General features: G+C 67.5%; 19 protein-coding genes. 13 read left to right on the top strand and 6 right to left on the bottom strand.

Annotation, left to right across the window (positions count from 1 at the left end; all coding sequences use genetic code 11):
• Positions 1 to 4: 4 nt before the first annotated feature.
• Positions 5 to 820 (bottom strand): IclR family transcriptional regulator, encoded by an 816-nt coding sequence (locus IB257_RS25905; RefSeq protein ID WP_054458195.1) that lies wholly within the window; start codon positions 818 to 820, stop codon positions 5 to 7.
• Between the two features lie 108 nt (positions 821 to 928).
• On the opposite strand from IB257_RS25905, the gene IB257_RS25900 reads away from it, so the two are divergent.
• From IB257_RS25900 to IB257_RS25890, 3 genes are all read left to right on the top strand, one after another.
• Positions 929 to 3001: a metallophosphoesterase gene (locus IB257_RS25900; protein ID WP_192493030.1), complete on the top strand. Its 2073-nt coding sequence runs from the start codon at positions 929 to 931 to the stop codon at positions 2999 to 3001.
• A gap of 29 nt (positions 3002 to 3030) precedes the next feature.
• Positions 3031 to 3996, top strand: a complete 966-nt coding sequence (locus IB257_RS25895; RefSeq protein ID WP_054458197.1) for a tripartite tricarboxylate transporter substrate binding protein — start codon at positions 3031 to 3033, stop codon at positions 3994 to 3996.
• Between the two features lie 123 nt (positions 3997 to 4119).
• Positions 4120 to 6036 (top strand): S9 family peptidase, encoded by a 1917-nt coding sequence (locus tag IB257_RS25890; RefSeq protein ID WP_119451648.1) that lies wholly within the window; start codon positions 4120 to 4122, stop codon positions 6034 to 6036.
• Here IB257_RS25890 and IB257_RS25885 read toward each other — a convergent pair.
• Positions 6026 to 7237, bottom strand: a complete 1212-nt coding sequence (locus IB257_RS25885; protein WP_054458199.1) for a GGDEF domain-containing protein — start codon at positions 7235 to 7237, stop codon at positions 6026 to 6028. The genes IB257_RS25890 and IB257_RS25885 overlap by 11 nt on opposite strands.
• A gap of 555 nt (positions 7238 to 7792) precedes the next feature.
• Here IB257_RS25885 and pgaA point away from each other — a divergent pair.
• The 4 genes from pgaA to pgaD are packed head-to-tail and all read left to right on the top strand — an operon-like array spanning position 7793 to position 14098.
• Entirely contained in the window at positions 7793 to 10264 is a 2472-nt protein-coding gene (pgaA, locus tag IB257_RS25880; RefSeq protein WP_054458200.1) for a poly-beta-1,6 N-acetyl-D-glucosamine export porin PgaA, read from the top strand.
• Positions 10265 to 10284: 20 nt separating this feature from the next.
• Complete coding sequence (gene pgaB, locus IB257_RS25875) at positions 10285 to 12318, top strand: poly-beta-1,6-N-acetyl-D-glucosamine N-deacetylase PgaB (protein ID WP_054458201.1); 2034 nt, start codon at positions 10285 to 10287, stop codon at positions 12316 to 12318.
• Positions 12315 to 13655, top strand: a complete 1341-nt coding sequence (gene pgaC / locus IB257_RS25870; RefSeq protein ID WP_118934541.1) for a poly-beta-1,6-N-acetyl-D-glucosamine synthase — start codon at positions 12315 to 12317, stop codon at positions 13653 to 13655. Before pgaB ends, pgaC begins: the two co-directional genes overlap by 4 nt.
• A complete protein-coding gene (pgaD, locus tag IB257_RS25865) occupies positions 13652 to 14098 on the top strand; it encodes a poly-beta-1,6-N-acetyl-D-glucosamine biosynthesis protein PgaD (RefSeq protein WP_175162745.1) in 447 nt (148 codons plus the stop codon). The genes pgaC and pgaD overlap by 4 nt, the downstream gene beginning before the upstream one ends.
• A gap of 62 nt (positions 14099 to 14160) precedes the next feature.
• Here the strand turns inward: pgaD and IB257_RS25860 are convergent, their stop codons facing one another.
• A complete protein-coding gene (locus IB257_RS25860; RefSeq protein WP_175162747.1) occupies positions 14161 to 15405 on the bottom strand; it encodes an MFS transporter in 1245 nt (414 codons plus the stop codon).
• 183 nt (positions 15406 to 15588) lie between these two features.
• Here IB257_RS25860 and IB257_RS25855 point away from each other — a divergent pair, with 183 nt between their 5' ends.
• Together IB257_RS25855 and IB257_RS25850 are read left to right on the top strand one after the other, a co-directional pair.
• Entirely contained in the window at positions 15589 to 16389 is an 801-nt protein-coding gene (locus IB257_RS25855) for a helix-turn-helix domain-containing protein (RefSeq protein ID WP_054458295.1), read from the top strand.
• A gap of 107 nt (positions 16390 to 16496) precedes the next feature.
• The gene (locus IB257_RS25850; RefSeq protein ID WP_192493029.1) at positions 16497 to 19094 is read left to right on the top strand and encodes a penicillin-binding protein 1A; all 2598 of its coding nucleotides are present in this window, start codon (positions 16497 to 16499) and stop codon (positions 19092 to 19094) included.
• A 37-nt stretch (positions 19095 to 19131) separates the two neighbouring features.
• Here the strand turns inward: IB257_RS25850 and IB257_RS25845 are convergent, their stop codons facing one another.
• On the bottom strand, positions 19132 to 19845 hold the full coding sequence (locus IB257_RS25845) for a metallophosphoesterase (RefSeq protein WP_054458206.1): 714 nt from the start codon (positions 19843 to 19845) through the stop codon (positions 19132 to 19134).
• Positions 19846 to 20023: 178 nt separating this feature from the next.
• Between IB257_RS25845 and IB257_RS25840 the strand changes: the two genes are divergently transcribed.
• Together IB257_RS25840 and IB257_RS25835 are read left to right on the top strand one after the other, a co-directional pair.
• Entirely contained in the window at positions 20024 to 21199 is a 1176-nt protein-coding gene (locus IB257_RS25840) for a PepSY domain-containing protein (protein ID WP_054458207.1), read from the top strand.
• Positions 21196 to 21381, top strand: coding sequence for a hypothetical protein (locus IB257_RS25835; RefSeq protein WP_054458208.1), 186 nt, complete (start codon positions 21196 to 21198; stop codon positions 21379 to 21381). The genes IB257_RS25840 and IB257_RS25835 overlap by 4 nt, the downstream gene beginning before the upstream one ends.
• A gap of 33 nt (positions 21382 to 21414) precedes the next feature.
• Here IB257_RS25835 and IB257_RS25830 read toward each other — a convergent pair whose 3' ends face one another.
• Positions 21415 to 22242 (bottom strand): aldo/keto reductase, encoded by an 828-nt coding sequence (locus tag IB257_RS25830; RefSeq protein WP_054458209.1) that lies wholly within the window; start codon positions 22240 to 22242, stop codon positions 21415 to 21417.
• Positions 22243 to 22578: 336 nt separating this feature from the next.
• Here IB257_RS25830 and IB257_RS25825 point away from each other — a divergent pair, with 336 nt between their 5' ends.
• A complete protein-coding gene (locus tag IB257_RS25825) occupies positions 22579 to 24384 on the top strand; it encodes an ABC transporter ATP-binding protein/permease (RefSeq protein WP_192493028.1) in 1806 nt (601 codons plus the stop codon).
• Between the two features lie 51 nt (positions 24385 to 24435).
• A complete protein-coding gene (locus IB257_RS25820) occupies positions 24436 to 24825 on the top strand; it encodes a Rieske (2Fe-2S) protein (protein ID WP_054458210.1) in 390 nt (129 codons plus the stop codon).
• Between the two features lie 24 nt (positions 24826 to 24849).
• On the opposite strand, the gene IB257_RS25815 is transcribed toward IB257_RS25820, so the two are convergent.
• On the bottom strand, positions 24850 to 25833 hold the full coding sequence (locus IB257_RS25815) for a bile acid:sodium symporter family protein (RefSeq protein WP_054458211.1): 984 nt from the start codon (positions 25831 to 25833) through the stop codon (positions 24850 to 24852).
• Positions 25834 to 25914: the final 81 nt, after the last annotated feature.

The raw sequence follows: 25914 nt of genomic DNA, 5'->3' as shown, positions 1-25914 counted from the left end.
GCGTTCACATGATCCCGATGCGGTACTCCAGGTTCTTCACCAGGGTCCGCAGGCGCGGCCCCAGGGTCTCGTACACGTGCTTTTCGTCCAGGTTGTCAGCCGGGATCGTCACGTTGAAGGCCAGCGGCAAGTCATTGGAGCGATAGCGCATCGGCGTGGCGATGCCGCACAGCTCGGCCCGCCAGTCCTTGCTGACCACGCAGAAGCCGTGCTCGGCGATGGCATCGAACGCGGGTTGCAGCGATGGGCCGAAGCGTTCCCAGTCCTCCGGGAACTCCTCAGCCAGCCGGGCGCAGATGAGCTCACGCTCGTCCGGCGTCTGCGCATACAGCAGCGCGCGCCCGGTGGCGGTGCGCAGCAAGGGGCGGGCCGACCCGATGTCCGGGCGCGAGGCATTGGACGCGCCGTCGTGCACCGTTTCCACGTAGACCACCTGCAGGCGGTCGCGGATGGCCATGGACACCGGCCCCTTGGCATAGCGCGCCAGTTCGATCATGTCGTGCGCCGCCAGTTGCCGCAGCGTCAGGTGCACCAGCAAGGGATAGCCCAGCGTCAGCACCGCCGGACCCAGCGAATATTTGCCGGTGCGTTCGTCGCGCCGCAGATAGCCCAGCCCCACCAGCGTGAATGTCAGCCTGGACACCGTCGGGCGCGTCAGGCCGAGCATTTCGGCGATTTCCTTGTTGCCCAGCTGCGGCTCGGCCGCCGAAAAGCACTTGAGCACGTCCAGCCCGTTGGAAAGCGTGGAGGCAAAGCGCGGGTGCGCTTCCAGCGAGGCGCGGGATTCGAGTTCGTAGTTGAGCGGCGTTTTCGAGTGCATGGCGGCCTAGGGATTCGGAGCATTGACAGTATATCGCCTGCCGAAATACAAACATTCCGTTCACTATAAACACTTGAATTCCATTTATTGAAATTGAAAGGGTAGTTGATGACGAATTCCCGCTTTTCCCGCCAGCCGCTGGGCGCCCGCCTGTTCAGCTTTGCCGTGGTGGCCGACACCCACGTCAATGAATCCGAAGACACCTGCGCGTCGCCCTTCGCCACCAATGCCCGCGCCAATGCCCGGGCGCGGCATGTCTTCGCCGACATCGCCAGCCTGGACCCCGCGCCCGCCTTCACCATCCACCTGGGAGACATCGTCCACCCGGTGCCCAGCATGCCTTCGTTCGAGGTGGCGGCCGACCGCTTCAAGGCCATCGCCGGCCAGATCGACATGCCGCTGCACCTGGTGCCCGGCAACCACGACGTCGGCGACAAGCGCATCGACTGGATGCCGGCCGACATCGTCTGCGACGACTACCTGGACAAGTACCGCCAGGTGTTCGGGCCGGACTATTACGCGGTGGACCATGGCGGCGTGCGCTTCCTGTTCCTGAACGCACTGCTGTTCAACTCCGGACTGGCGGCGGATAACGCGCAGCGCGCCTGGATCGACGAGCAATTGGCAGGCGCCAGCGGCCGCGTCTTCGTGTCGCTGCATTACCCGCCCTATCTGCATGACGCCAACGAACGCGGGTCCTACGACAACATCGACGAGCCCGGCCGCGGCTGGCTGCTGTCGCGCCTGGCCGATCCGCGCGTCGAAGGCGTGTTCGCCGGCCACGTCCACAATTTCTGGTACGACGTCATCGGCGGCGCGGAGGTCTACATGCTGCCGTCGACCGCCTTCCTGCGGCATGACTTTTCCGAGTTCTACCGGGTGCCGCCGGCGGACGAATTCGGCCGCGGCGACGTGGAAAAATTCGGCTATTTCATCGTCGACGTGCATGAGCAGGGGCATGTCGCCAAGCTGATCCGCACGCACGGCGCCATGCGCGGCGAGGCCGAACCGGGCCGGGCGGCGGCGCGCACCCTGCCTACCGTCCATACCAAGACCGCCGCCTGCGACGGCATCGCGGTCGAGATGCGGCATCCCTGGGCCGAGATCGTCGAAATCCCCTGCACCGGCGGCGTACAGGAGTTCGGCCGCAAGCTGGCGCGCAACGACTACCCGCTGATGTCCATGTGGGAAATGGGGCTGCGCACGCTCAAGATTCCTGTGCAGGACCTGCGCGACGACAAGACCTTGCGCCGTGCGCGCCTCATGTCCGACGTCGGCCACCGCTTCGTGCTGACCTCGCTGGGGCTGCCGGACGCCAGGCTGCTGCAACAGGCGCGCGAGCATGGCGTGGCCATCGCCGCCATCGAGATCAACCTGAACGCCCAGGCGCTGGAAGAGGCGGGCGCAGCCTTGCAGCGCCTGCGCGCGCACACCGACGCCCGCCTTGTCTATTGCAAGATCCGCACGGGCGCGGACGATGCCCACTTCGACGGCAAGCACTACAGCCATTTCGTCAACACCGGCCTGCGCGCGTCCGAGCTCGAAGCGGCGCAATCCGCGCTGCTGCCGCACTTCGCGCAGAAGAACCTGGACGGTTTCACCGTGCGCCTGGACTGGGGCGCCGACCTGATCGCCACGCACCAGCAACTGGCTGCGCGGGCGCGCGACTGGGGCGCGACGGTGAACGTGGGCGTCAAGCTGGCCGACCGCCTGGCGGCGGCCAACACCGACGACACCGCCATCGCCGCGCTGGTGGCCGAAGCCTTCCTGGCGGCCCGGACCACGGACGCGGTGAGCTATTCCTTCGACACCTTCATGGACGTGGATCGCGGCTACTTTCCGCGCAACGGCCTGATCGACCGCCGCTACGATCCGCGCCCCGCCGGACTGGCGCTGGCCGCGCTGAACGCGGTCTTTGCAGGCCAGGCCACAGGCGCCGGATCGGTCGAACGCATCGACGGCGAAGCCGGTCTGCGCCTGTGCCGCTACCGCTGCGGCGAGCAGACCTATGAACTGGCCTACGGCCCCGGACCGGCCCTCAAGCGTCAGATCGAGGCCGGCGCGTTCAAGCGCGTCGTCGACCTGACGGCCCAGCGCGCGCTGCAGACCGGGGACGATTGGGCCGAGTACGCGCGCCTGCATCTGCCCGGCCAGGCCGTGCTGTTGATCCAGCGCAGTTGAACCCTCATTCCCCGCACAGGAGCCACCCCATGTTTCGATACGCAATCAAACTCGCGGGACTGCTGGCCGCCGCCTGCCTTCCCATGTACGCGCAGGCGCAGCCCTATCCCGACAAGCCGGTGCGCCTGATCGTTGCCTACACGCCCGGCGGCGCCACCGACGTGATCGCCCGCATCCTCGCGGCGAAGCTCAGCACCAGTTGGGGCCAGCAGGTCATCGTGGAGAACAAGTCCGGCGCCAGCGGCATGATAGGCGCCGAACAGGTCGCGCGCGCCACACCCGACGGCTACACCCTGCTGCTGGCCTACACGCCCGAGGTCTCGATCAACAAGCTGGTCTACAAGCAGATGCGCTACGACCCGTTGAAGGACCTGCAGCCCATCGCCCTGGTGGCGGATGCGCCGCTGGTGCTGGTCAGCGGTCCCAAGCTGCCCGCCACCACCTACGCCGATCTCAAGCAACAAGGCGCAAAGGCGCCGCTGGTGTACGGTTCGCCGGGCATGGGCGGCCAGCAGCATCTGGCCGGCGAACTGCTGCGGGTGCGCTCCGGCATGAACCTGACCCACGTGCCCTACCGCGGCACGGCGCTGGCCGTGGCCGATCTGGTGGGCGGCCAGATCGATATCTTCTTCGCCACGGCGCCAGCCATCATCGGCCAGATCGGAGCCGGCAAGCTGCACCCGCTGTTCATCGCCGGTCCCCAGCGTCAGGACATCCTGCCTTCGACCCCGACGGCCAAGGAGGTCGGCCTGGACGACTTCGACATTTCCAACTGGTTCGGCCTGTTCGGCCCCGCCGGCATGCCGCCGGCCCTGGTGGAACGCATTTCCAAGGACACGGCCCAGGCGCTGCAGGCCGCCGACGTGAAGGAAAAACTGCAGGGCCAGGGGCTGGCCATTTCCTACAAGCCGCCCCAGGAATTCAAAACCTTCATCGGCGCCGAAATGGCCAAGTACGGCGCCATCGTCAAGGCCACGGGGCTGGAGCCGCAATAAGGCCGGCGCAGGCCCGGCAGCGTCCGCGGGCGGTTCGACACCGCCCGCGCCGCTATGGCATTATCGGCGGACCACCCGGCGGCCGGCCTCAAGCGCCCGCCGCGGCAACTTCGGAGGTCCCCCTTGTTCTCATTCCTCAAGCGCACCGTCCTGGCCGCCAGCATCATCGGCGTCTCGCTGGGCGCCAGCGCCGCGCAACCGCCGCGCGTCTATCCCCTCAAGGATTTCTTCCGCAACCCCGAACGGGGCTTCTTCCGCCTGGCCGACGACGGCCGCACATTGGGCTTCATGCAGCCCACCAGCGTGGACGGCAATCCCGCCCGCATGAACATCTACGTGCAGCCGCTGCAAGGCAGCACGCCTGTCGGCGACCCGCGGCAACTGACCAGCGAGACCGCGCGCGACATCAGCAACTTCTTCTGGAAAGGCGCCGACGTGGTGCTCTACCAGAAGGATTTCGGCGGCGACGAGAACTTCCACGTGCTGGCCGTCAACGCCAAGACCGGCAAGATCACCGACCTGACGCCGTATGAAGGCGTGCGCGCCGGCATCGAGGACGATCTGGAAGACGATCCCGACCACGTCCTCATCAGCCACAACCAGCGCAATCCGGAAGTCTTCGACGTCTACCGCGTCAACGTCCACACGGGCGCCGCGGAGCTGGTGGCGCAGAACCCGGGCAACATCGTCGGCTGGCAGACCGACCACGCCGGCAAGGTGCGCGCCGCCGTCGCCAGCGACGGCCTGAACACCACCCTGCTCTACCGCGACGATGAATCTTCCGAATTCCGTCCGCTCATCACCACCGACTACCGCACCAGCGTCAGTCCGGCGTTCTTCACCTTCGACGACAAGAAGTTCTACGCCCTGTCCAACCGCGGGCGCGACAAGCTGTCGCTGGTGGTGATCGACCCCGCCCAGCCCGAGGCCGAGGAAGAAATCTTCACGCCCGACACCGTCGACCTGGATTCCGCCGGCTACTCGCGCAAGCGCCGCGTGCTGACGGTAGCCGCCTACCAGACCGACAAGCCGCAATACAAGTTCTTCGACGCGCAGAGCGAGACGCTCTTCAAGAAACTGTCGGCCAAGCTCACTGGCTACGACTTCGCCATCCAGGGATCCAACCGCGACGAAGACAAGTTCATCGTCGCCGCCTACAACGACCGCACGCCCGGCTCGCGCTACATCTACGACGCCGCCGCCGATACGCTGACCAAGCTGGCCGACATCAATCCCGCCATTCCCGAGGCGGACATGTCGCGCGTGCAGCCCATCAGCTACCAGACCCGCGACGGCCTGACGGTCCACGGCTACCTGACGCTGCCCGCCGGCCGCGATCCCAAGAACCTGCCTTGCATCGTGAATCCTCACGGCGGTCCGTGGGCGCGCGACGGCTGGGGCTACAACCCTGAAGTCCAGTTCCTGGCCAACCGCGGCTTCTGCGTGCTGCAGATGAACTTCCGCGGGTCGACCGGCTATGGCCGCGCCTTCTGGGAAGCCAGCTTCGGCCAATGGGGCCTGAAGATGCAGGACGACATCACCGATGGCGTGCAGTGGCTCATCGGGCAAGGCATCGCCGATCCCAAGCGCATCGGCATCTACGGAGCCAGCTATGGCGGCTACGCCACGCTGGCCGGCGTGGCGTTCACGCCCGACCTGTATGCCGCCGCGGTGGACTACGTGGGGGTGTCCAACCTGTTCACGTTCATGAAGTCCATTCCGCCGTACTGGAAGCCCATGCTGGACAAGATGCAGGACATGGTGGGCGACCCCGAACGCGACCGCGAACGCCTGGCCGCCACCTCGCCCGCGCTGCACGCGGACAGGATCAAGACGCCGCTGTTCGTGGCGCAGGGCGCCAAGGATCCGCGCGTGAACAAGGACGAAAGCGACCAGATGGTCAAGGCGCTGCGCGCCCGCGGCGTCGAGGTCGAGTACATGGTCAAGGACAACGAAGGCCACGGCTTCCACAACGACGAGAACAAATTCGAGTTCTACGAAGCCATGGAGAAGTTCCTGACGGAACATCTCAAGCCCTGACCTCCTCCTCCACCACCGCCGGGCCGCGCTCCTGCGCGCGGCCCGCGGGACGGCCGATCCAGGCCATCTCGACGCGGTCGCGCCCATGTTCCTTGGCGCGGTACAGCGCATCGTCGGCGCGCGCCAGGATGCCGTCCGCGCCGTCTCCCGACTGGTACGAAGCCAGGCCGCCGCTGGTGGTCATCCGTACTTCGCGCCCTTGCAGGTGGAAGGGCGTGTCGCGCAGGGCGTCGCAGACGCGCTGCGCCTGCACCAGCGCGCGGGCCGGATCGCAGTCGTACATCAGCAGCACGAATTCCTCGCCGCCCAACCGGCCGAAGCGGTCGCTGGCGCGCACCGCCCGCTGCACCACCTTTGAAAAATGGCGCAGCGCCGCGTCGCCCGCGGCATGGCCGTAACGGTCGTTGATGGACTTGAAATGGTCGATGTCCAGCACCAACACCGCCAGCTTGCCGCCGGCGCGCTGGCAGCGCTGCAACTCGCGCTCCAGCTCGTCCAGGATGCTGCGGCGCGAATAGGCGCCTGTAAGGCCGTCGAAGGTCAGCGCAGCTTCCATCTGTTCGGACAGGCTGGTCTGGATCAGGAGCAGCAGCGCCAGGAACAGCCCGGGCACGGTCACCGTCCCGCAGACAATGAAGAACAGGCCCCAGGGACTGGGCTCGAGCAGCGACGAGGGTTCTTGTCCGCCCACGCTGTAGACCGCCAGGCGCAGGGCATGCAGCGCGGCCAGGCCGAAGCTCGCCAGCATCATGTACAGCATCACGCCGCGCGTGTGCAGCCGCTTGCGCTGGCGGAAGAACACCATGCCCGTCGCCATCATGGCCACGAAGGTGTAGGCGGAAAACAGCAGCATGCGCGCCCGCAGGTCATCCGCCACGTACAGCAGCAGCGCGAACGCAGCGATACTGAGCGCGCCCAGCGCCGCCGTGCGCCGCGCCAGCGGACGCAGGCCGAAGAACTGCCGCACGCCGACGTAGACCAGGCTGACCGCGCAGACCCAGGCGGCGTTCGAGACCATCACATAGACGGCGGACGGCAGGATGGGCGAGGCCGCATAGGCCAGCAGCGACAGCACGGCCAGCGCGTTGCCCGCCGTGAACGCGGCGACGCCGCCCACGTCGCGGGCGCGCAATGGCGCCAGCAACGGCAATGCCAGAGCCGTGGCCAGGCCCCACATCAGAAAGAAAAGAGAAGTCGTCATGGTGTTTGCCGGCTTGCGCCCCGCGGGCGTTCGCCGTCGCTCGTCATTGCTGTTGCACTGGGTTCATGCCTCATGAGGCGGCGTTACATCCCACCACCCCTGACGCTTTTTGTTACCCGTACAGCGACAGACCGGCACAACCTGGCGCCCGTCCGTCGCCGCACGCCGTTTCGCCCTGAACCTTTACCGCCCGCGCCAAGACGATTGCGCGGCAAGCGACGAAGAATACGCCACGGCCGCACTTTCGCCATGGCCCTTTGCACTAATTGACAGTTGACTGACAGTTAACACACTTATAATTCGGGCCATTGACGGTGCCATCAAGAGCGCCGCAATCACGCCCTACGGGCGTGGCGCGTACTAGCCATGCACTCCCATAGCGCGAGTGCGAAGGTCCCCGCAGCGGGCGCCGCGCAGTCCTAACCAAAAAGTGTTCCTTCCCGCCGCCGCCGGCGCCTTTGTGCTGCGCGTCGCCTCGGCTCGCGCCGAAAAAAGGCACGCCCACGGCCGGCCGGACCAGGAACGCCCCGAGTCGCAACTGCGGAAGTATTACAGATGCAAAACAGAGGATCGACACCCCTGGGTGCCGTTGGACCGAGACTGAGCCTGCTGGCGGCTTGCGCCATCCTGGCTCCAGCCATGGCGCTGGCCGGCCCCGGCAACGACTACGACGCCTTGATCGCCAGAGCGCGCGCCGGCGACTACGAGCCCGCGCTGGCGATGCTGCGCCAGCAAGGTCCGGCCGGCGGCAGCCGCGCCATCTACGACCACATCATCATCGCCGGATGGGCCGGCAAGCCCGCCGAAGCCGTCGCCGCCTACGAGCAATTGCCGCAAGGCGCGGCGCTGCCCGGCGACATCCAGCTTTCCGTCGCGCGCGCCTACCGCGACCTGCAGCGCTGGCCCGAGGCGCTGGCCGCGTACCAGGAGGGCGCGCGCCGCCATCCCGGCCAGTCCGCTTTTCGCGCCGGCGAAATCATGACCCTGGCCGATGCCGGCCGCTACCCCGAGGCGCGCGAGGCCGCGGCGCGCTGGCTCAAGCGGCATCCCCGCGATGTCGACGCCCGCCTTGCCCTGAGCTACGTCCACGCCCGCCAGGGCGAGCCTTATGAAGCGCTGCACCAGGCCGACCTGGCCCTGGCCGCCGCGCCCGGCACCCCTTACGTGTTGCGCGAGTACATCTGGGCGCTGCAGCGCGCGCGCATGGCGGACGTGGCGCTGGAGCTGGCGCGCCGTCACCAGGATCTGTTCGACGCTGGCCAGATGCGCGGCTTCGAGGCCGACGCGCTGGCCCAACAGGTGCGGCTGGCGGCCATGCCCACGCGGTCGGAAGCTGAACGTTTCGTGTTGGCCGACAAGGCTTTGGCGCGTTACGACGAACTGATCCCCGTCTGGCAGCAGCAGGAAGACGCCCGCGCCGACGCGCTGCGCGCCCGTATCGACCGCTTGCACGCCCTGCACGTCCGCGTGCGCATGGCCGATCTGGTCCGCGAATACGAAGCCCTGCTGGCCGAGGGCGTCACGGTGCCGCGTTACGCCTTGAACGACGTGGCATCGGCCTACCTGTACGTGCGCCAGCCCGAACGCGCCCGCGACATCTATCGGCAGGTCGCGGCCGACGACGCCCTGCGCGGCGACGATGCCGAGCAGCGCCTGGCGACCGAGACCGGCCTGTACTACTCGCTGGCCGAGGGCGAACAGTTCAACGAGACCAGCGCTGTCACCGAAGGCGTCGAATCGGGCTACGCCCCCTGGCTGTACTACAAGGGCCAGGCCACCCGCATGCCCAACGACCTGAACCTGGAAAGCCGCCAGACCCTGGCGTCGGCTCGCCTGCAGGCCAACGACACCGTCGCCGCCCGGCAGCGCCTCGAAGAGATGGTCGAGAACGCGCCCAACAACTCCGGACTGCGCAGCGACCTGGCCACCGTCTACCGCGCCCAATCGCTCCCCCGCGCCTCGGAGGTCGAATTGAAGATGGCCGAGACCCTGGCGCCGCGCAGCCTGGGCGTGGAGAACGGCCAGGGCTTCACCGCCCTGGACTTGCAGGAATGGCGCCAGGCCGAAGCGCTGTCGCAGGACACCATGGCCCGCTCGCCCGAAAACCTGACCAGCCGCCGCTTGGCGCGCGAATGGGAAGTGCACAACAAGGCCGAGCTGCGCATCAACGGTTACCGCGGCCTGGCATCCGACAGCCCGGTCACCGGCAGCGGCGACTTCGGCATCGACGCCGTGCTGTACTCCGCGCCGCTGGACTACAACTGGCGAGTCTTCGGCGGCGGCGGCTACGCCTCCGGCGACTTCGAGGAAGGCCGCGGCAACTACCGCTGGCTGCGCACCGGCGTGGAATGGCGCGGCCGCGACCTCACGATCGAAGGCGAAGTCTCCACCCACGACTATGGCCACGGCGTGAAGCCGGGCGCGCGCCTGTCGGCCGCCTACGACCTGGACGACCATTGGCAGGTGGGCGGCTCGGGCGAAATCATGTCGCGCGAAACGCCGCTGCGCGCGCTGACCAGCGGCATCTATTCCAACAGCCTGTCGGCCTACGTGCGCTGGCGAGCCGACGAGCGCCGCGAATGGACGTTGGCGCTGTCGCCTTCGCACTTCAGCGACGGCAACAACCGCTGGGCGCTGGGCCTGGCCGGGCGCGAGCGCGTCTACACCTCGCCGCACCTGCTGGCGGACCTGGAGTTCGAGGCGTCCACCCAGCGCAACAGCCACGACAGCAACGTGCCCTATTTCAATCCGCGGTCGGACCTGATGCTGCTGCCCGGCGTGCGCCTGACGCACACCCTGTACCGCCGCTACGAAACCGCCTGGGAGCAGATCGGCACCCTGGGCGCAGGCGCTTACACCCAGCAAGGCTACGGCACCGGCGGCGTGATCGCGCTGGGCTACGGCCAGCGATACCGCGCCAACGACGTCCTCGACATGGGCGCCATGATCACCGGCACCAGCCGCCCGTACGACGGCGAACGCGAGCGCGAACTGCGCATCGTGTTCGACCTGACGTACCGCTTCTGAACCCGGATCCGAGTAACGCCATGATGCTTAAAACCCATACCCGCCTGATTCTCGCCGGCCTGCTGTTGCTTGCGATCCTGGCGCTGACCGCCTGCGCCAAGGACATCCCGGTCTACACGCCGCCGGACCAGCGCCCGCTCGCCCCCGCCGAACAGCCCTGGGTGCAGGGCCAGTTCCTGGCCCTGGCCTACCACGACGTGGAGGACGAAGACCCCGACCAGGGCTTTCTCAGCGTGCGCACCGACCGTCTGGTCGAACAGCTGGCCTGGCTGCGCGCCAATGGCTACCAGGCCGTCACCGTGGATCAGATCCTGGCCGCGCGCCAGGGCGGCAAGCCGCTGCCCGAGCGCGCCGTGCTGCTGTCCTTTGACGACGGCTACCGCAGCTTCTACACCCGCGTGCTTCCCATCCTGAAAGCCTATCAATGGCCCGCGCTGCTGGCGCCGGTCGGCGTCTGGATGGACACGCCGGCCAACCAGCGCGTGGACTTCGGCGGCAGCCCCGAAGACCGCAAGCGCTTCCTGAACTGGGACGAGGTCCGCGAGATCTCGCGCTCGGGGCTGGTCGAAATTGCCGCGCACACCAATGCCTCGCACTACGGCGCGCTGGCCAATCCCCAGGGCAATACCGAGCCCGCCGCCGCCATCCGAGCCTACGATGCGCAGACCCGCCGCTACGAGACCGAAGCGGAGTTCGACGCGCGCATGGGCGGCGACGTCGCCGCCATCACCGAAAAGATCCGCCGCGCCACCGGCAAGAAGCCGCGCGTCTGGGTCTGGCCTTATGGCGCCGAAGGCGGCTCCACCCTGCGCATTACCGCCGAGCACGGTTATCAGCTGGCGCTGACGTTGGAGGACGGCCCGGGCCGCGTCGGCCGCCTGATGTCCACGCCGCGCCTGCTGCTGTCCAGCGACCCGACGCTCAAGCCCTTCGCCAACAGCGTGGTCGGCATGGAAGCCCAGCCCTTCATGCGCGTGGCGCACGTGGACCTGGACTACGTCTACGACCCGGACCCGGCGCAGACCGACCGCAACCTGGGCGAGCTGGTGCAGCGCATCCTCGACATGCAGATCAACACGGTGTTCCTGCAGGCCTACTCGGACCCCGTGGGCGACGGCCTGGTGAAGTCCGTCTACTTCCCCAACCGCTGGCTGCCGATGCGCGCCGATCTCTTCAACCGCGCCGCATGGCAGCTGCACAACCGCGCCAACGTGATGGTCTACGCCTGGATGCCGGTGCTGTCCTTCGACCTGGATCCCGCCCTGCCCCGCGTCACGCGCTGGCAGGAAGGCCAGGCGCAGCCAGAGCCGGATCCCGACCAGTACCGCCGCCTGTCGCCGTTCGACCCGACCGTGCGTGCGCGCATCGGCGATCTGTACGAGGACCTGTCCCGCTACGCGATCTTCGACGGCATCCTGTTCCATGACGACGCGCTGCTGTCGGACTTCGAAGACGCCAGCCCCGGCGCGCTGGCCGCCTACCGGGCCGCGGGCCTGCCGGGCAGCATCGCCGAACTGCGCGCGGATCCGGACACCCTGCAACGCTGGACCCGCTACAAGAGCCGCGCGCTGGTGGACTTCACCGCCGAACTCACGCAGCGGGTGCGCGCGGTGCGCGGCCCGCAGATCAAGACGGCGCGCAACATCTTTGCCGAACCCATCCTGAACCCCGGCAGCGAAACCTGGTTCGCGCAGAACCTGGACGACTTCCTCGGCGCCTACGACTGGACCGCGCCGATGGCGATGCCGCTGATGGAAAACGTGCCCGCCGGCCAGGAAAACGCCTGGCTGGACCGGCTGGTCGATACCGTCGCGCAGCGCCCCGGGGCGCTGGACAGGACCGTGTTCGAGCTGCAGGCCCGCGACTGGCGCACCGGCCCCGGCCGCCCCGAAGCCACGCCGGTCGACACGGCCGTGCTGGCCGGCTGGATGAAGCGGTTGCAGCTGCGCGGCTCGCGCAGCTTCGGCTACTACCCCGACGATTTCTCGCAAGACCAGCCCCGGTTGCAAGGCATCCGGCCCGCCATCTCCGAAGCCTGGTATCCGATCAAATGATAGACCGACTGATTGCCCTGCTGATTCTCTGCGCGGTGCTTGGCGCGCCCTTCGGCTTCACCCTGATGCTGACCGGCGAAGCGCTGCTGGGCTTCGTGTTCTTCTACCCCCTGTTCATGTCCGGCATGTGGATGGCTGGCGGCATCTACTTCTGGTGGCATTGGGAGCGGCACTGGAAATGGGGCAAGGACAGCCAGCCGCCAGTCCTGGCCGGCAATCCGCTGGTGTCCATCCTGGTGCCCTGCTACAACGAGGCCGACAACGGCGAAGAGACGCTGCTGGCCGCCCTGGGCCAGAACTATCCGCACATCGAGGTCATCGCCATCAACGACGGCTCCAGCGACGGCACCGCCGACATGCTGGACCGCATGGCCGCCGCCCATCCGCGGCTGCGCGTGGTGCACCTGGCGCAGAACCAGGGCAAGGCCATGGCGCTGCGCATGGGCGCCATGGCTGCGCGCAGCGAGTACCTGGTCTGCATCGACGGCGACGCCATGCTGGACCCGGACGCGGCCGCCTACCTGGTGGCGCCGCTGATCGACAACCCGCGCGTGGGCGCCGTCACCGGCAACCCGCGCATCCGCACCCGCTCCACCATGATCGGGCGCATCCAGGTGGGCGAATTCTCTTCCATCATCGGCCTGATCAAGCGCACCCAGCGCGTCTACGGCCAGGTGTTCACCGTATCCGGCGTGGTCGCCGCCTTCCGGCGCGCGGCGCTGGACCGCGTGGGCTACTGGAGCCTGGACATGATCACCGAGGACATCGACATCAGCTGGAAGCTGCAGCGCGACCACTGGTCGATCTTCTATGAGCCGCGCGGCCTGTGCTGGATCCTGATGCCCGAAACCCTGCGCGGACTGTGGAAGCAGCGGCTGCGCTGGGCCCAGGGCGGCGCCGAGGTCTTCCTGAAGAACCTGCGTTCGATCTGGGTCTGGCGCCACCGCCGCCTGTGGCCGCTGATGGCCGAGTTCTGCCTGTCCACCGCCTGGGCCTTCGCCTTCGGCGTGTCGGTGCTGCTGTGGGCCGTCAGCCAGGTGGTCACGCTGCCCAACAACATGCAGATCGCCAGCCTGATGCCGCCCGCCTTCACCGGCATGATGCTGGCCGTGGTCTGCCTGCTGCAGTTCGTCGTCAGCATCCTGATCGACCGCCGCTACGAGCCCGGCCTGGCCCGCTCGCTGTACTGGGTCATCTGGTATCCGCTGGCCTTCTGGATGGTGAGCCTGTTCACCACCCTGGTCAGTTTCCCCAAAGTCATGCTCCGCAAGCAGGCCCGGCGCGCGCGCTGGACCAGCCCGGACCGGGGCATCAAATCACCGGACGCAACGTCATGATCATCACCACGCAACGTTCCCGCGCAGGCTATCTGTTCGACCTGGTCCTGACCGCCATCGGCTGGTTCGCCTTCGTCTATCTGTTCGGCGCCGGCATCCTGGCGATCCTGCGCGCCGCCGCGGGCGGCCCCGATGTCTCGCTCTGGCCGGTGTTCCTGCCCACCGTGCACACGCTGTGGGGCTATGCGCTGCTGGCGCTGATCAACGCGGGCGTGCTGGTGGGCTGGGCCGTCTACAACCACCGCAAGTTCGCAGGTAAGGACCGCCGCAAGCCCATCAAGCCGGTGGGCGACCGCCGCGTGGCGGCCAGCTTCGCGATCAGCCCGGCGCAGCTGATGCAGGTGCGCTCCGCGCACACCTGCGTCGTCCACCACGGCGCGGCCGGCGACATCACCGGCATCGACATCAGCCGCCCCCGCCTGAACGCGGTGCAGGCCGGCTGATACGGGCCCTGCCTGGCGCTGTGAGCCTCCCGGCTTGACGGCGCCAGGCCCGGCGCCCGCCTTCAGCGGCGCGCCTTCTCCACGTTCGGCAGCAGGATCGCCACCACGCCCAGCAAGGGCAGATAGGCGCAGACCTGGTACACATAGCCGATGCTGGTGGCATCAGCCAGCTTGCCCAGCGCCGCGGCGCCCACGCCGCCCATGCCGAAGGCAAAGCCGAAGAACAGTCCGGCGATCATCCCCACCTTGCCCGGCACCAGCTCCTGCGCATAGACCACGATGGCCGAGAACGCCGAGGCCAGCACCATGCCGATGATCACCACCAGCACGCCGGTCCAGAACAGGTTCACATAGGGCAGCAGCAGCGTGAACGGCGCCACGCCCAGGATGGACACCCAGATCACGATCTTGCGGCCGATGCGGTCGCCTACCGGTCCGCCCACCACCGTGCCTACCGCCACCGCTGCCAGGAACAGGAACAGGTAGAGCTGCGCCTCGCGCACCGACAGCGCGAACTTGTCGATCAGGTAGAACGTGAAATAGCTGTTCAGGCTGGCCAGGTAGAAATACTTGGAGAACACCAGCACGCCCAGCACCGCCAGCGCGCCCAGCACCTGGTTGCGCGACAGCCCGTTGCCCGCGCCCTCGCGCCGCGCGCGCGGTTTGAGCAGGACGCGGTTGGCGCTGTACCAGCGGCCGATGCCGGTCAACACCACGATGCCGAACAGCGCCGCCAGCGAAAACCAGGCCACGCTGCGCTGCCCGTGCGGGATGATGAAGAGCGCGGCCAGCAGCGGCCCCAGCGCCGAGCCCACGTTGCCGCCCACCTGGAACAGCGACTGCGCCAGGCCATGGCGTCCGCCGGAGGCCATGCGCGCCACGCGCGAGGATTCCGGGTGGAACACCGACGAGCCCGTGCCCACCAGCACCGCGGCCACCAGCAGCCAGCCGAACGACGGCGCCATCGACAGCAGCAACAGCCCCACCAGGGTGAAGCCCATGCCCACCGGCAGCGAGTACGGTTTGGGGTTGCGGTCCGTATAGAAACCGATGAAGGGCTGCAGCAGCGAGGCCGCGAGCTGATAGACCAGCGTGATCAGCCCGATCTGCGCGAACGACAGGCTGAATGAATCCTTCAGCATGGGATAGATGGCCAACAGGATCGACTGGATCATGTCGTTCATCAGGTGCGCCACGCTGATCGCGCCCAGCACCTTGAAGGCGGTGGATGGGTCCGAGGAAGCGGCGGACGGCGGGGCCGGATTGGCGTCGGCGACGCCGGCGGCGGAGTTCTGAGGGGGATTCATGGGCGATGGACGCAAGTAATGGGGATGGACATGTCCAGCGCCACGCCGGACCAATACCCAGTGTAGGAATCCGGGACGGAACCGATCTGCCAATTTTCGTCGCTCAAGTGACAAAATATGGTGACAAAATACGCAAACCAGCCCTGAGCCGCCCAACTCATCCTTATGCCGGAAGTGACACGCATGCCCGCCCGACTCCTTTTGCCCGACCCCGCCCGCAGCGTCAATCCGCAGGACTACCAGCACCGGCCGCGCGCCGTGACGGCCATGGCCAAGGAATTCCTGCCAGGCACCCGCACGGGCACCCACTCGCATCCGCGCGCGCAACTGGTCTACGCGGTCGAAGGCGTCATGCGCGTCACCACGCCCAGCGGCTTCTGGGCCCTGCCGCCGCTGCGCGCGCTATGGGTGCCGGCGGGCGTGCCGCATGGCGTGGACATGGTGGGCGCGGTGTCCATGCGTTCGCTCTATCTCGAAGCCGAGACCGCCCGCGGCTACTGGCCGCAATGCCAGGTGGTCGAGGTCGGCGGCTTGCTGCGCGAGCTGATCCTGGCGCTGACCGCCGAACCCATCGACTATCCGCTGGACGGCCGCGCCGGGCAGGTCGCCGCCCTGCTGCTTTCCGAGCTGGCCGCCGCACGCGTCGCGCCGCTACAGATCCCCTGGCCGCGCGACCGGCGTCTGCAGACCATCTGCGCGGCGATCCTGGACGATCCGGGGCTGCAGCGCGGCATCGAGGACTGGGGCGACGAAGTCGGCGCCAGCGCCCGCACGCTGATCCGCCTGTTCCAGGCCGAACTGGGGCTGAACTACCGGCAGTGGGTCCAGCAGGTCCGGCTGGCCGAGGCGGTGTGCCGGCTGTCGCAGGGCGTGCCGGTCGCGCGCATCGCCGCTGACCTGGGCTACCGCAGCGCCAGCGCCTTCTCGGCCATGTTCCACCGTGCGCTGGGCGCGCCGCCCCAACGCTACCTGAACAATGGCTGACGCCTGCAACCGGATTTGCCGTCACTCGCGACGCAATTCATGTTTAGTTACTGAAACCTTATGACCCTCTGGGCGGTCCATCGTGTTCTGCCCTAGAATCGCCTGCAATGAGCACCCCCCAGCAATCCTCCGCCACCCCGGGCGGCAAACCGGGCCTCCCCTGGAAACGCATTCTCGTCAAGGCGGGCGTAGCCGCCGGCGGCGCCGCCGTGTGCGGCGGCATCGCGCTCGGCCTGGCGCTGGCCCTGGCCTGGCCCAGCCTGCCCGACCTGCACGCCATGACGGACTACCGTCCGCGGGTGCCGCTGCGCATCTATACGGCGGACAAGGTCCTGATCGGCGAGTACGGCGAAGAGCACCGCAACGTGCTGCGCTTTGACGAGATCCCGCCCGTGATGCGCCAGGCGGTGCTGGCAGCCGAGGACGACCGCTTCTACAGCCACGGCGGCGTCGACTGGATGGGGGTGGCGCGCGCGGTCGTGACCAACCTCGTCAAGGGCTCCAAGAGCCAGGGCGGCAGCACCATCACGATGCAGGTGGCGCGCAATTTCTACCTGTCGTCGGAAAAGACCTATTCGCGCAAGTTCTATGAATTGCTGCTGACGTTCAAGATCGAATCCGAGCTCTCCAAGGACCAGATCCTTGAGCTCTACATGAACCAGATCTACCTGGGCCACCGCGCCTACGGTTTCGCGGCCGCCTCGCGCACCTATCTGGGCAAGCCCCTGTCGGACGTCACGCCGGCCGAGGCCGCCATGCTCGCCGGCATCCCCAAGGCCCCATCGCGCTTCAACCCCATCACCAATTTCCCGCGCGCCGAGATCCGTCAGCACTACGTGCTGGGCCGCATGAAGACGCTGGGCTATCTCACGCCCGAACAGGCCGACGAGGCGCTCAAGCAGCGCCTGACGATTCGCGGCGCGGACGGCGCCAGCGCGCGCGGCTTCGCAATCCACGGCGACTACCCGGCCGAACTGGCGCGCCAGCTCATGTACGGCGTGTTCCAGGAACAGACCTACACCAAGGGCATCGACGTCTACACCACCATCGATTCCAAGGACCAGGAAGCCGCCTACCGCGCCGTGCGCGACGGCGTGCTGGACTACACGCGCCGCGCCGTGTATCCGGGCCCCGAGGACCAGATCGACCTGCCCGAGGGCGTTGAAAAAGACCCGGCCGCGCTGGATGAAATCCTCGACGGCGTGCAGGAAAAGACGCCTGACAGCGAAGATCTGCTGACCGCCGTGGTGCTGGCCGCCAGCCCCACCGAAGTGACGCTGGCGCGCAGCGCGCGCGACATCATCACCATCAGCGACAAGAAGGCGCTGGCAGTGGTGGCGCGCGCGCTCAACCCCAAGGCCAGCGACAGCCAGCGGCTGCGCCGCGGCTCGGTCGTCTACATCCACAAGAACGGCGACAGCTGGGAAATCATCAACATGCCGACGCTGCAGGCGGCGCTGGTCTCGATGGTGCCCCAGGACGGCGCCATCCGCGCCATGATCGGCGGCTTCGACTACAACCGCGGCGGCTTCAACCGCGTGACGCAGGCCTGGCGCCAGCCCGGCTCCAACATCAAGCCCTTCGTCTACGCGGCGGCGCTGGAACGCGGCCTGACCCCGGCCACGCAGATCTCCGACCAGCCCTTCATGCTGACCGCGGAGCAGACCGGCTCCAAGGCCTGGCAGCCCAAGAACGACGGCAACAAGTACGAGCCCATGCTGACGCTGCGCCAGGGCCTCATGCGGTCCAAGAACATGGTGTCGATCCGCATCCTGCAGGCCATCTCGCCGCAATATGCGCAGGACTACCTGACCCGCTTCGGCTTCGACAAGTCGCGTTGGCCGGCCGTGCTGCCGCTGGCGCTGGGCGCAGGCGGCGCCACGCCGCTGCAAGTGGTCAACGGCTACAGCGTGTTCGCCAACGGCGGCTACCGCGTCACCCCGTATCTGGTGGACCGCGTCACCGACCGCTCGGGCAACGTGCTGATGCAGGCCCAGCCTGTCGTCGCCGGCGACGCCCTGGCGCGCGCCATCGATCCCCGCACCGCCTGGGTCATGGACGACATCCTGCACGGCGTCACGGTCAGCGGCACCGCCGCCCGCGCGCACCAAGTGCTCAAGCGCAACGACATCGGCGGCAAGACCGGCACCACCAACGAGGCCGTGGACGTGTGGTTCTCGGGCTTCACGCCCAGCCTGGCCACCACCGTCTGGATGGGCTTTGACCAGCCCAAGTCGCTGGGCACCAACGAATTCGGCAGCGGCCTGGCCCTGAGCACCTGGCTGGACTACATGCAGCCGGCCTTGAAAGGCGTGCCCGAAGCCAAGCCCGCGCCGCGGCCGGACGGCCTGATCGTGGACAACGGCGAATACTATTTCTCGGAATTCCCGCCGGGCCAGGCCGTGGCCTCGCTGGACCTGTCCTCGGGCGACGCGTTGACCGATTTCCTGAACAACAACCGTTCGACGGACGGCGTGGACACCTCGGTCAAACCCCTGCCGCCCGGCGGCGGCGCAATGCCGCAAAGCAGTCCGGCCCAACCGCCGGTGGCCCTGCCCGTTCCCGTGGCCCCAGCGGGCGGCGCGCCGGCAGGCAACGCGCCGCCTGCCATCCCGCCCATCCCCGTGCCGCGCGTGGACGCCGACACGCCCGCCCGCGCCAGCGCCGTCAGCGGTGCCGGACCGGTGGCCGCCCGGCCGCTCTGACCGCGGCCGGCGACAGCCGCCGGGAATCCAGGCCTGGCTATTCCTGCTCCGCGAGTTCGGTCACGACCTCGCGTGGCCAGGCCCGCAGGGATTCCAGGTCCAGGAAGGTGAAGTAGCCGGATTTCCAGCCCTCGGTATCGATGTGGTAGACGTTGCCCAGCAGCAGCGGCGCCGGCACCGGCGTGTGCCCGGCCACCACTGCCCGCACCCCGCGGATGCCGGTGCGGTCCATCTGCCGCAGGCGGTCGCGCGACCACTGGCAGGCGGCGCTGGTGCGCCGGTAGCGGTCCTGCAAGGCGGATTCCAGCCGCGGCCAGAACAGCACCGGGCAATCCGCGTGCAGCAGCCCCACGGCGCCGTCCAGGGTTTCGACCTCGATGGCAATGGGCAATTGCGCGAAAGCCTCGGCAAAGACCTGCTGGCGATCAGAAGGCAGGTCCAGGAACCAGCCGCCGCCGTAGCCGCGCCAGTTGTCCACGTCCACCTGCCCCGTGCGCACGTGGCGGATCGCGTAATCCTCGTGATTGCCCTGAACCGCGTGGAACCACGGCCGCGCCAGCCACTCCAGCGCGGCCTCGCTTTCCGGCCCCCGGTCCACCAGGTCGCCGACCGAAAACAGGCGGTCCCGGGACGGGTCGAAGCCCAGCTCGTCCAGGCTTTCCTGCAAGCGGGAAAAATGCCCATGCAGGTCGCCCACCGCGAAATCGCGGCCTAGCTCGTTGCGCGGGACTTTGAGAAAACGCTGCTCCATGATGATCCGGGGACTACCACTGGTTGATGCTCGATCCCTCTTTTTAACCCGCTTTGGCGCCGCCCCGTCTGTCCCCCTTTGCCGCGCCGTGGTCAAAATTTGGTTACGAGAATCGATATTATTCGCGATAATATTCAGTTTTCCCCAATCCGCGCCTGCAAGGGCCCCGCCCTCCCCCATGACTGCCGCGTCCACCATCAAAACCTGGTATCTGGTCCATAAATGGACCAGCCTGGTCTGCACGATCTTCCTGCTCGTCATCTGTCTTACCGGCTTGCCGCTGGTGTTCCACCACGAGATCGAACACTGGCTCGACGACGGCAAGCCGTTGTCCGACGTCCCTGCCTCGACCCCGCGCGCCAACCTGGACAAGCTGGTCGACAGCGCCCGCGCCATGTATCCGGGCGAGGTCGTCGACTATCTGTTCTTCGATCCCGACGAACCTCAGGTCTATGTGGGCATGGCGAAAACGCCCGGCGACGGCCAGGTGTCCGGCCACGCCGTGCGCATGGACGCGCGCACCGGCGACGTGCTGCTGGACGGTCCGCTGTACACGGAGGACAAGTTTTCCTTCATGGGCATCATGCTGGCGCTGCACGTGGACCTGTTCGCGGGCCTGCCCGGCGAGTTGTTCCTGGGATTCATGGGGCTGCTGTTCTGCGTCGCAATCGTGTCCGGCGTGGTGCTCTACGGCCCCTTCATGAAAAAGCTGGAATTCGGCACGGTGCGCGCCTCCCGCTCCACGCGCCTGAAGTGGCTGGATCTGCATAACCTGCTGGGCATCGTGACGCTGGTCTGGGCCTTCGTGGTGGGCGTGACCGGCGTGATCAACGAACTCTCCACGCCGCTGTTCCGCCTGTGGCAGTCCACCGAACTGGTGCGCATCCTGGAACCCTACAAGGGCCAGAACGTACCCACCGAGCTGGCCTCGGCCCAGGGCGCCGCCGACACGGCCAGGAAGGCCCTGCCCGGCAACGAGGTGTCGTTCATCGCCTTTCCCGGCAATGCCTTCGGCAGTCCCCACCACTACATCACCTGGATGCGCGGCGACACGCCGCTCACCTCCAAGCTGAACACGCCCGTGTTGGTGGACGGCAAGACCGGCGAACTGACCACCGTGGCCAAGATGCCCTGGTACCTGACCGCGCTGGAGCTGTCGCGGCCGCTGCATTTCGGCGATTACGGCGGCATGCCGCTGAAGATCATCTGGGCGCTGCTGGACGTCATTACCATCATCGTGCTGGTCAGCGGCCTCTATCTCTGGCTGGCCCGCCGCCGCGCCACCGAGGCGCGCATCGCCGAACTCGTGCGCAAGCACCAGGCCGCCGCCATCCCGAAAAGGACTCCCGCATGAGCAAGACGGCCCGTGGTTTCATGTTTGTCTGGGGCGCGCCGATCCTGCTGGGCGTGCTCAGCGTGTTCGGCCTGCTGGCCGCGTTGCTGGGCACGGGAGGCTGGCACTGGGCGTCCTGGATCGCCCTGGCCATCCTGCTGGCGGTCATCGTGCGCTACTGGGTATTCCCGCTGCAGCGCTAGGCGCGACCGCCAGTTCCGTGCCGGCGTGCGGCATTATTTGCCGAAGGTCTCGGGGTCCGGCCCCAGGCGCGCGCCTTCCTTGATGCCGTCGATGGCGGCCATGTCGGCCGCCGACAGCTCGAAGTCAAAGACGTCGATGTTCTCGCGGATGCGGGCGGGCGTCACCGACTTCGGGATCACGATCAGATCGTGCTGCAGATGCCAGCGCAGCGTCACCTGGGCGGGCGACTTGCCGTGCTTCCTGGCCAGCTCCAGGATGACCTTGTCCTTGGCCACGCCGCCCTGGGCCAAGGGGCTCCATGACTCCGTCGCGATGCCGTGCTTGGCGTGGAAGGCCCGCAGCGCCTGCTGCGTGAAGCCTGGGTGCAGTTCGACCTGGTTCACGGCCGGCGTCACGCCGGACGCGTCGAGCAGCCGCTCCAGGTTGGCCTGGGTGAAGTTGGACACGCCGATCGAGCGCGCGCGGCCGTCTTCCTTCATTTCGACCATGGCCTTCCAGGCGTCCAGGAACTTCGTGCTGCCGGCCACGGGCCAGTGGATCAGGTACAGGTCCACGTAGGCCAGGCCCAGCTTTTCGAGGCTCTCGTCCATGGCCTTATGGGCCTCGTCGTAGCCGTGCCTGTCGTTCCAGAGCTTGGTCGTGACGTACAGATCCTTGCGCGCCACGCCGGCCGCGCGCAAGCCCGCGCCCACGCCAGCCTCGTTGCCGTAGATGGCCGCAGTGTCCACCGAGCGGTAGCCTGCCGCCAGCGCCTCTTTCACGCTTGCGGCGGCCTGATCGTTCGGCACCTGCCAGACGCCCAGGCCCAGCTGGGGAATCTTGCCGCCGTCGTTCAATTGCATTGCCGGTACTTTCGCCATAAGACCCTCCGTAGCTTGCGACGCGACGTCCGCGCGGCGAATATGCGCCGGGTCGCGCAACCAAGGGGCAGCCAGGCTTCATCCTTGGTTGAGACAGTAAAGAACGGGCCCGCCAGGCTGCGCCCGAGTCACCATGCCGGATTGAAAACCCCCGGGAGAGGTCTACACATCCCAGGGGTCGTGAGGCCGATATTACCCCCAGAGCCGCAAAATCCCTGAATCCCCTCTGCCTAAGCAGGCGTTTCCGCCCCTGGGCGCGGTGCTGCGGCAGAATTGCAGCGTGTGGCCGATAATGCGCTTCCGACGGCCCGACGGCCCATGCATCCCCCCAAGACCATGAACGCTCCTGACACGCGGCCCGAGCGCCGCGGCGGCTTTTCCACCCTGCACACGCTCTTTCCCTATCTCTGGCCGCCCGGCGAGACGGGCCTGAAAACGCGGGTGATCGCGGCCCTGCTGTGCCTGTTCGCGGCCAAGGTGGCCACGGTCTATGTCCCCCTGCTGTACAAGCACGCCATCGACGAGCTGGGCCAGGGCGCCCCGGGTTCCGTCACCGTGCCGCTGGGCCTGATCCTGGCCTATGGCACGGCCCGGGTGCTTTCGCTGCTGTTCTCGGAACTGCGAGACGCCATCTTCGCGCGCGTCGGGCAGCACGCCATCCGCGCGGTCGGCCTGCAGGTCTTTCGCCACCTGCATGCGCTGGCGCTGCGCTTTCACCTGACGCGCCAGACCGGCGGCCTGAACCGCGCCATCGAGCGCGGCACCAAGGGCATCCAGACCCTGCTGTCGTTCCTGCTTTTCAGCATCCTGCCGACCTTCTTCGAAATCGGGCTGGTCTGCGTGGTGCTGTGGAAGATGTTCGACATCTGGCTGGCGCTGGCCACCGGCGCCACCGTCACGCTGTACATGGCGTACACGCTGCTGGTCACGGAATGGCGCGCCAAGTTCCGGCGCCAGATGAACGAAACCGACTCCGAGGCCAACACCAAAGCCATCGAGAGCCTGCTGAACTACGAAACGGTCAAATACTTCGGCAACGAGGAACACGAAGCGCGCCGCTACGACGCGTCGCTAAAGCGCTATGAACGTGCCGCCGTGCGCAGCCAGGTCAGCCTGTCCATCCTCAACATCGGCCAGGCCGCCATCATCTCGGTGGGCCTGACCCTGGTCATGTGGATGGCCGCCACCGGCATCGCCGAAGGCCGCTACACGCTGGGAGATTTCGTGCTGGTCAACACCTACCTGCTGCAGCTGTACCAGCCGCTGAGCTTCTTCGGCTTCGTCTACCGCGAAATCAAGCAGGCCATCATCGACATGGAGCGCATGTTCGAACTGCTGGGACAGGACCGCGAGGTGGCCGACCGGCCCGATGCCCAGCCCCTGCGCGTGGCGGGCGGCGCGGTGGAGTTCCGCGACGTGCATTTCGGCTACGACGCGCGCCGCCCCATCCTGAAGGGCGTCAGCTTCACCATCCCCGCCGGCAGGACCGTGGCCGTCGTCGGTACGTCCGGCGCCGGGAAATCGACCATCGCGCGCCTGCTGTTCCGCTTCTACGACGCCGACGGCGGCGCGATCCTCATCGACGGCCAGGACGTGCGCAACGTGACGCAGTCCAGCCTGCGCGCCGCGATCGGCGTCGTGCCGCAGGACACCGTGCTGTTCAACGACACCATCCTCTACAACATCGGTTACGGCCGCCCCGGCGCCAGCGAGGAAGAGATCCAGGCGGCGGCGCGCCTGGCCCACATCCACGATCTGATCATGGCCATGCCGGACGGCTACCAGACCATGGTGGGCGAACGCGGGTTGAAGCTGTCCGGCGGCGAGAAGCAGCGCGTGGCGATCGCCCGGACCATCCTGAAGAACCCGCCCATCTTCCTGTTCGACGAAGCCACCAGCGCCCTGGACACCCACACCGAACGCGAAATCCAGGCCAATCTGCGCGAAGTCAGCCAGGGCCGCAGCACGCTGATCATCGCCCACCGCCTGTCCACGGTGGCGGACGCGGACGAGATCATCGTGCTGGCCGAGGGCCGCATCGTCGAGCGCGGCCGCCATGCCCAACTGCTGGCGCAGGACGGCATCTACGCCGGCATGTGGGCCCGCCAGCAGCAAAGCGCCCTGACCGGCTCGCCGGATTGACAAGCCCGCGCCCCTGTCCGAACATCGCACCCTTTGATTTCCAGGCCCACCATGCAGGATTCAGCCCCCGTCCCCGCCGTCCGCGTCTGCGCTTCCTCCGACCTCGCCAACGGCGGCCTCGGCGTGAAGATCCCCGTGTCAGATGCCGCCGGCCGCACCACGGCCTTCTTCGTGCGCTACCAGGACCGCGTGCACGGCTATCTGAACCGCTGCGCCCACGTGGGCGTGGAACTGGATTGGGAAGGCAGCTTCTTCACCCGCGCCGGCGACCTGATCATGTGCGCGCGCCACGGCGCCACCTACCAGCCGGACACCGGGCTATGCGTGGGCGGCCCCTGTAAGAACGGCCGCCTGACCGTGCTGACGGTCGAGGAACGCGAGGGCGCGGTCTACTGGCAGCCGGCCGGCAAGATCCGCCCTTTGGAAGATACGCCCGCCTAGGGGGCTACGCTCAAGCAAGAGACTTCAAGCCCGCGCCGCCGCCGCTTCAGCCGGCGCCTGCCGCTCCGCGTAGCGGCGCGCCAGCACCGCGCAGACCATCAGCTGCATCTGGTGGAAGATCATCAGCGGCAGCACTACCACGCCCATCTGCGAGGTGCCGAACAGCACCGTGGCCAGCGGAATGCCCGAGGCCAGCGACTTCTTCGAGCCGCAGAACACCAGCGTGATCTCGTTTTCCTTGGACAGCCCCAGCTTGCGGCTGCCCCAGGTCGTGACCAGCAGCACCGTTCCCAGCAGCAAGGCGTTCACCAGCACCATGGACGCCAGGTCGATGGCCGGGAACGCATGCCAGATACCCTGCGCCACCGCCTCGCTGAACGCCGTGTAGACGGCCAGCAGGATGGAGCTGCGGTCCACTTTCGACAGCGTGCGGTTGTTGCGCTGGGCCCAGGCGCCGATCCAGGGCCGCAGCAGGCTGCCCACCGCGAACGGCAACAACAGCTGCAACAGGATGCGGCCGGCGTCGGCCAACCCGTGGCCTCCACCCTGACGGTGCAGCAGCACCGCCACCAGCAGCGGCGTCAGCACGGTGCCCAGCAGGTTGGAAGCCGTGGCCGCGCAGATCGCGCCCGGTACGTTGCCGCGCGCCATGGAGGTAAAGGCGATAGACGACTGCACGGTGGAAGACAGGGTGCAGACGAACAGCACGCCCAGCCACAGCGAAGGCGTCAACAGGCCGGGAAACAGCGCCCGCAGGCCCAGCCCCAGCGCCGGAAACAGCAGGAAGGTGCAAGCCAGGATCAGCGCGTGCAGGCGCACGTCCTTCACGCCAGCCACGATGGCGTCCGTCGACAGCCTGGCGCCGTGCAGAAAGAACAGCAGCGAAATGGCGATGTTGCTGGCCACGGTCATGAACGCCGCGCCCTTGCCCACGGCAGGGAAAAAGCTGGCGAAGACCACCGTGGCGATCAGGATGAGCGTGAATTGGTCGGGCAGGAAGCGGCGCATGGCAAAGATTTCCGTAGGGATTGCGGAAACTATAGGCACGGCGCTTGCCATCGTGAAGCCCACTGGGTACTTTAACTGTCA

This window comes from Achromobacter sp. ACM03 (assembly GCF_014851665.1).
GTDB lineage: Bacteria > Pseudomonadota > Gammaproteobacteria > Burkholderiales > Burkholderiaceae_B > Achromobacter > Achromobacter aegrifaciens.
This window is presented reverse-complemented; position numbering and strand designations above follow the sequence as displayed.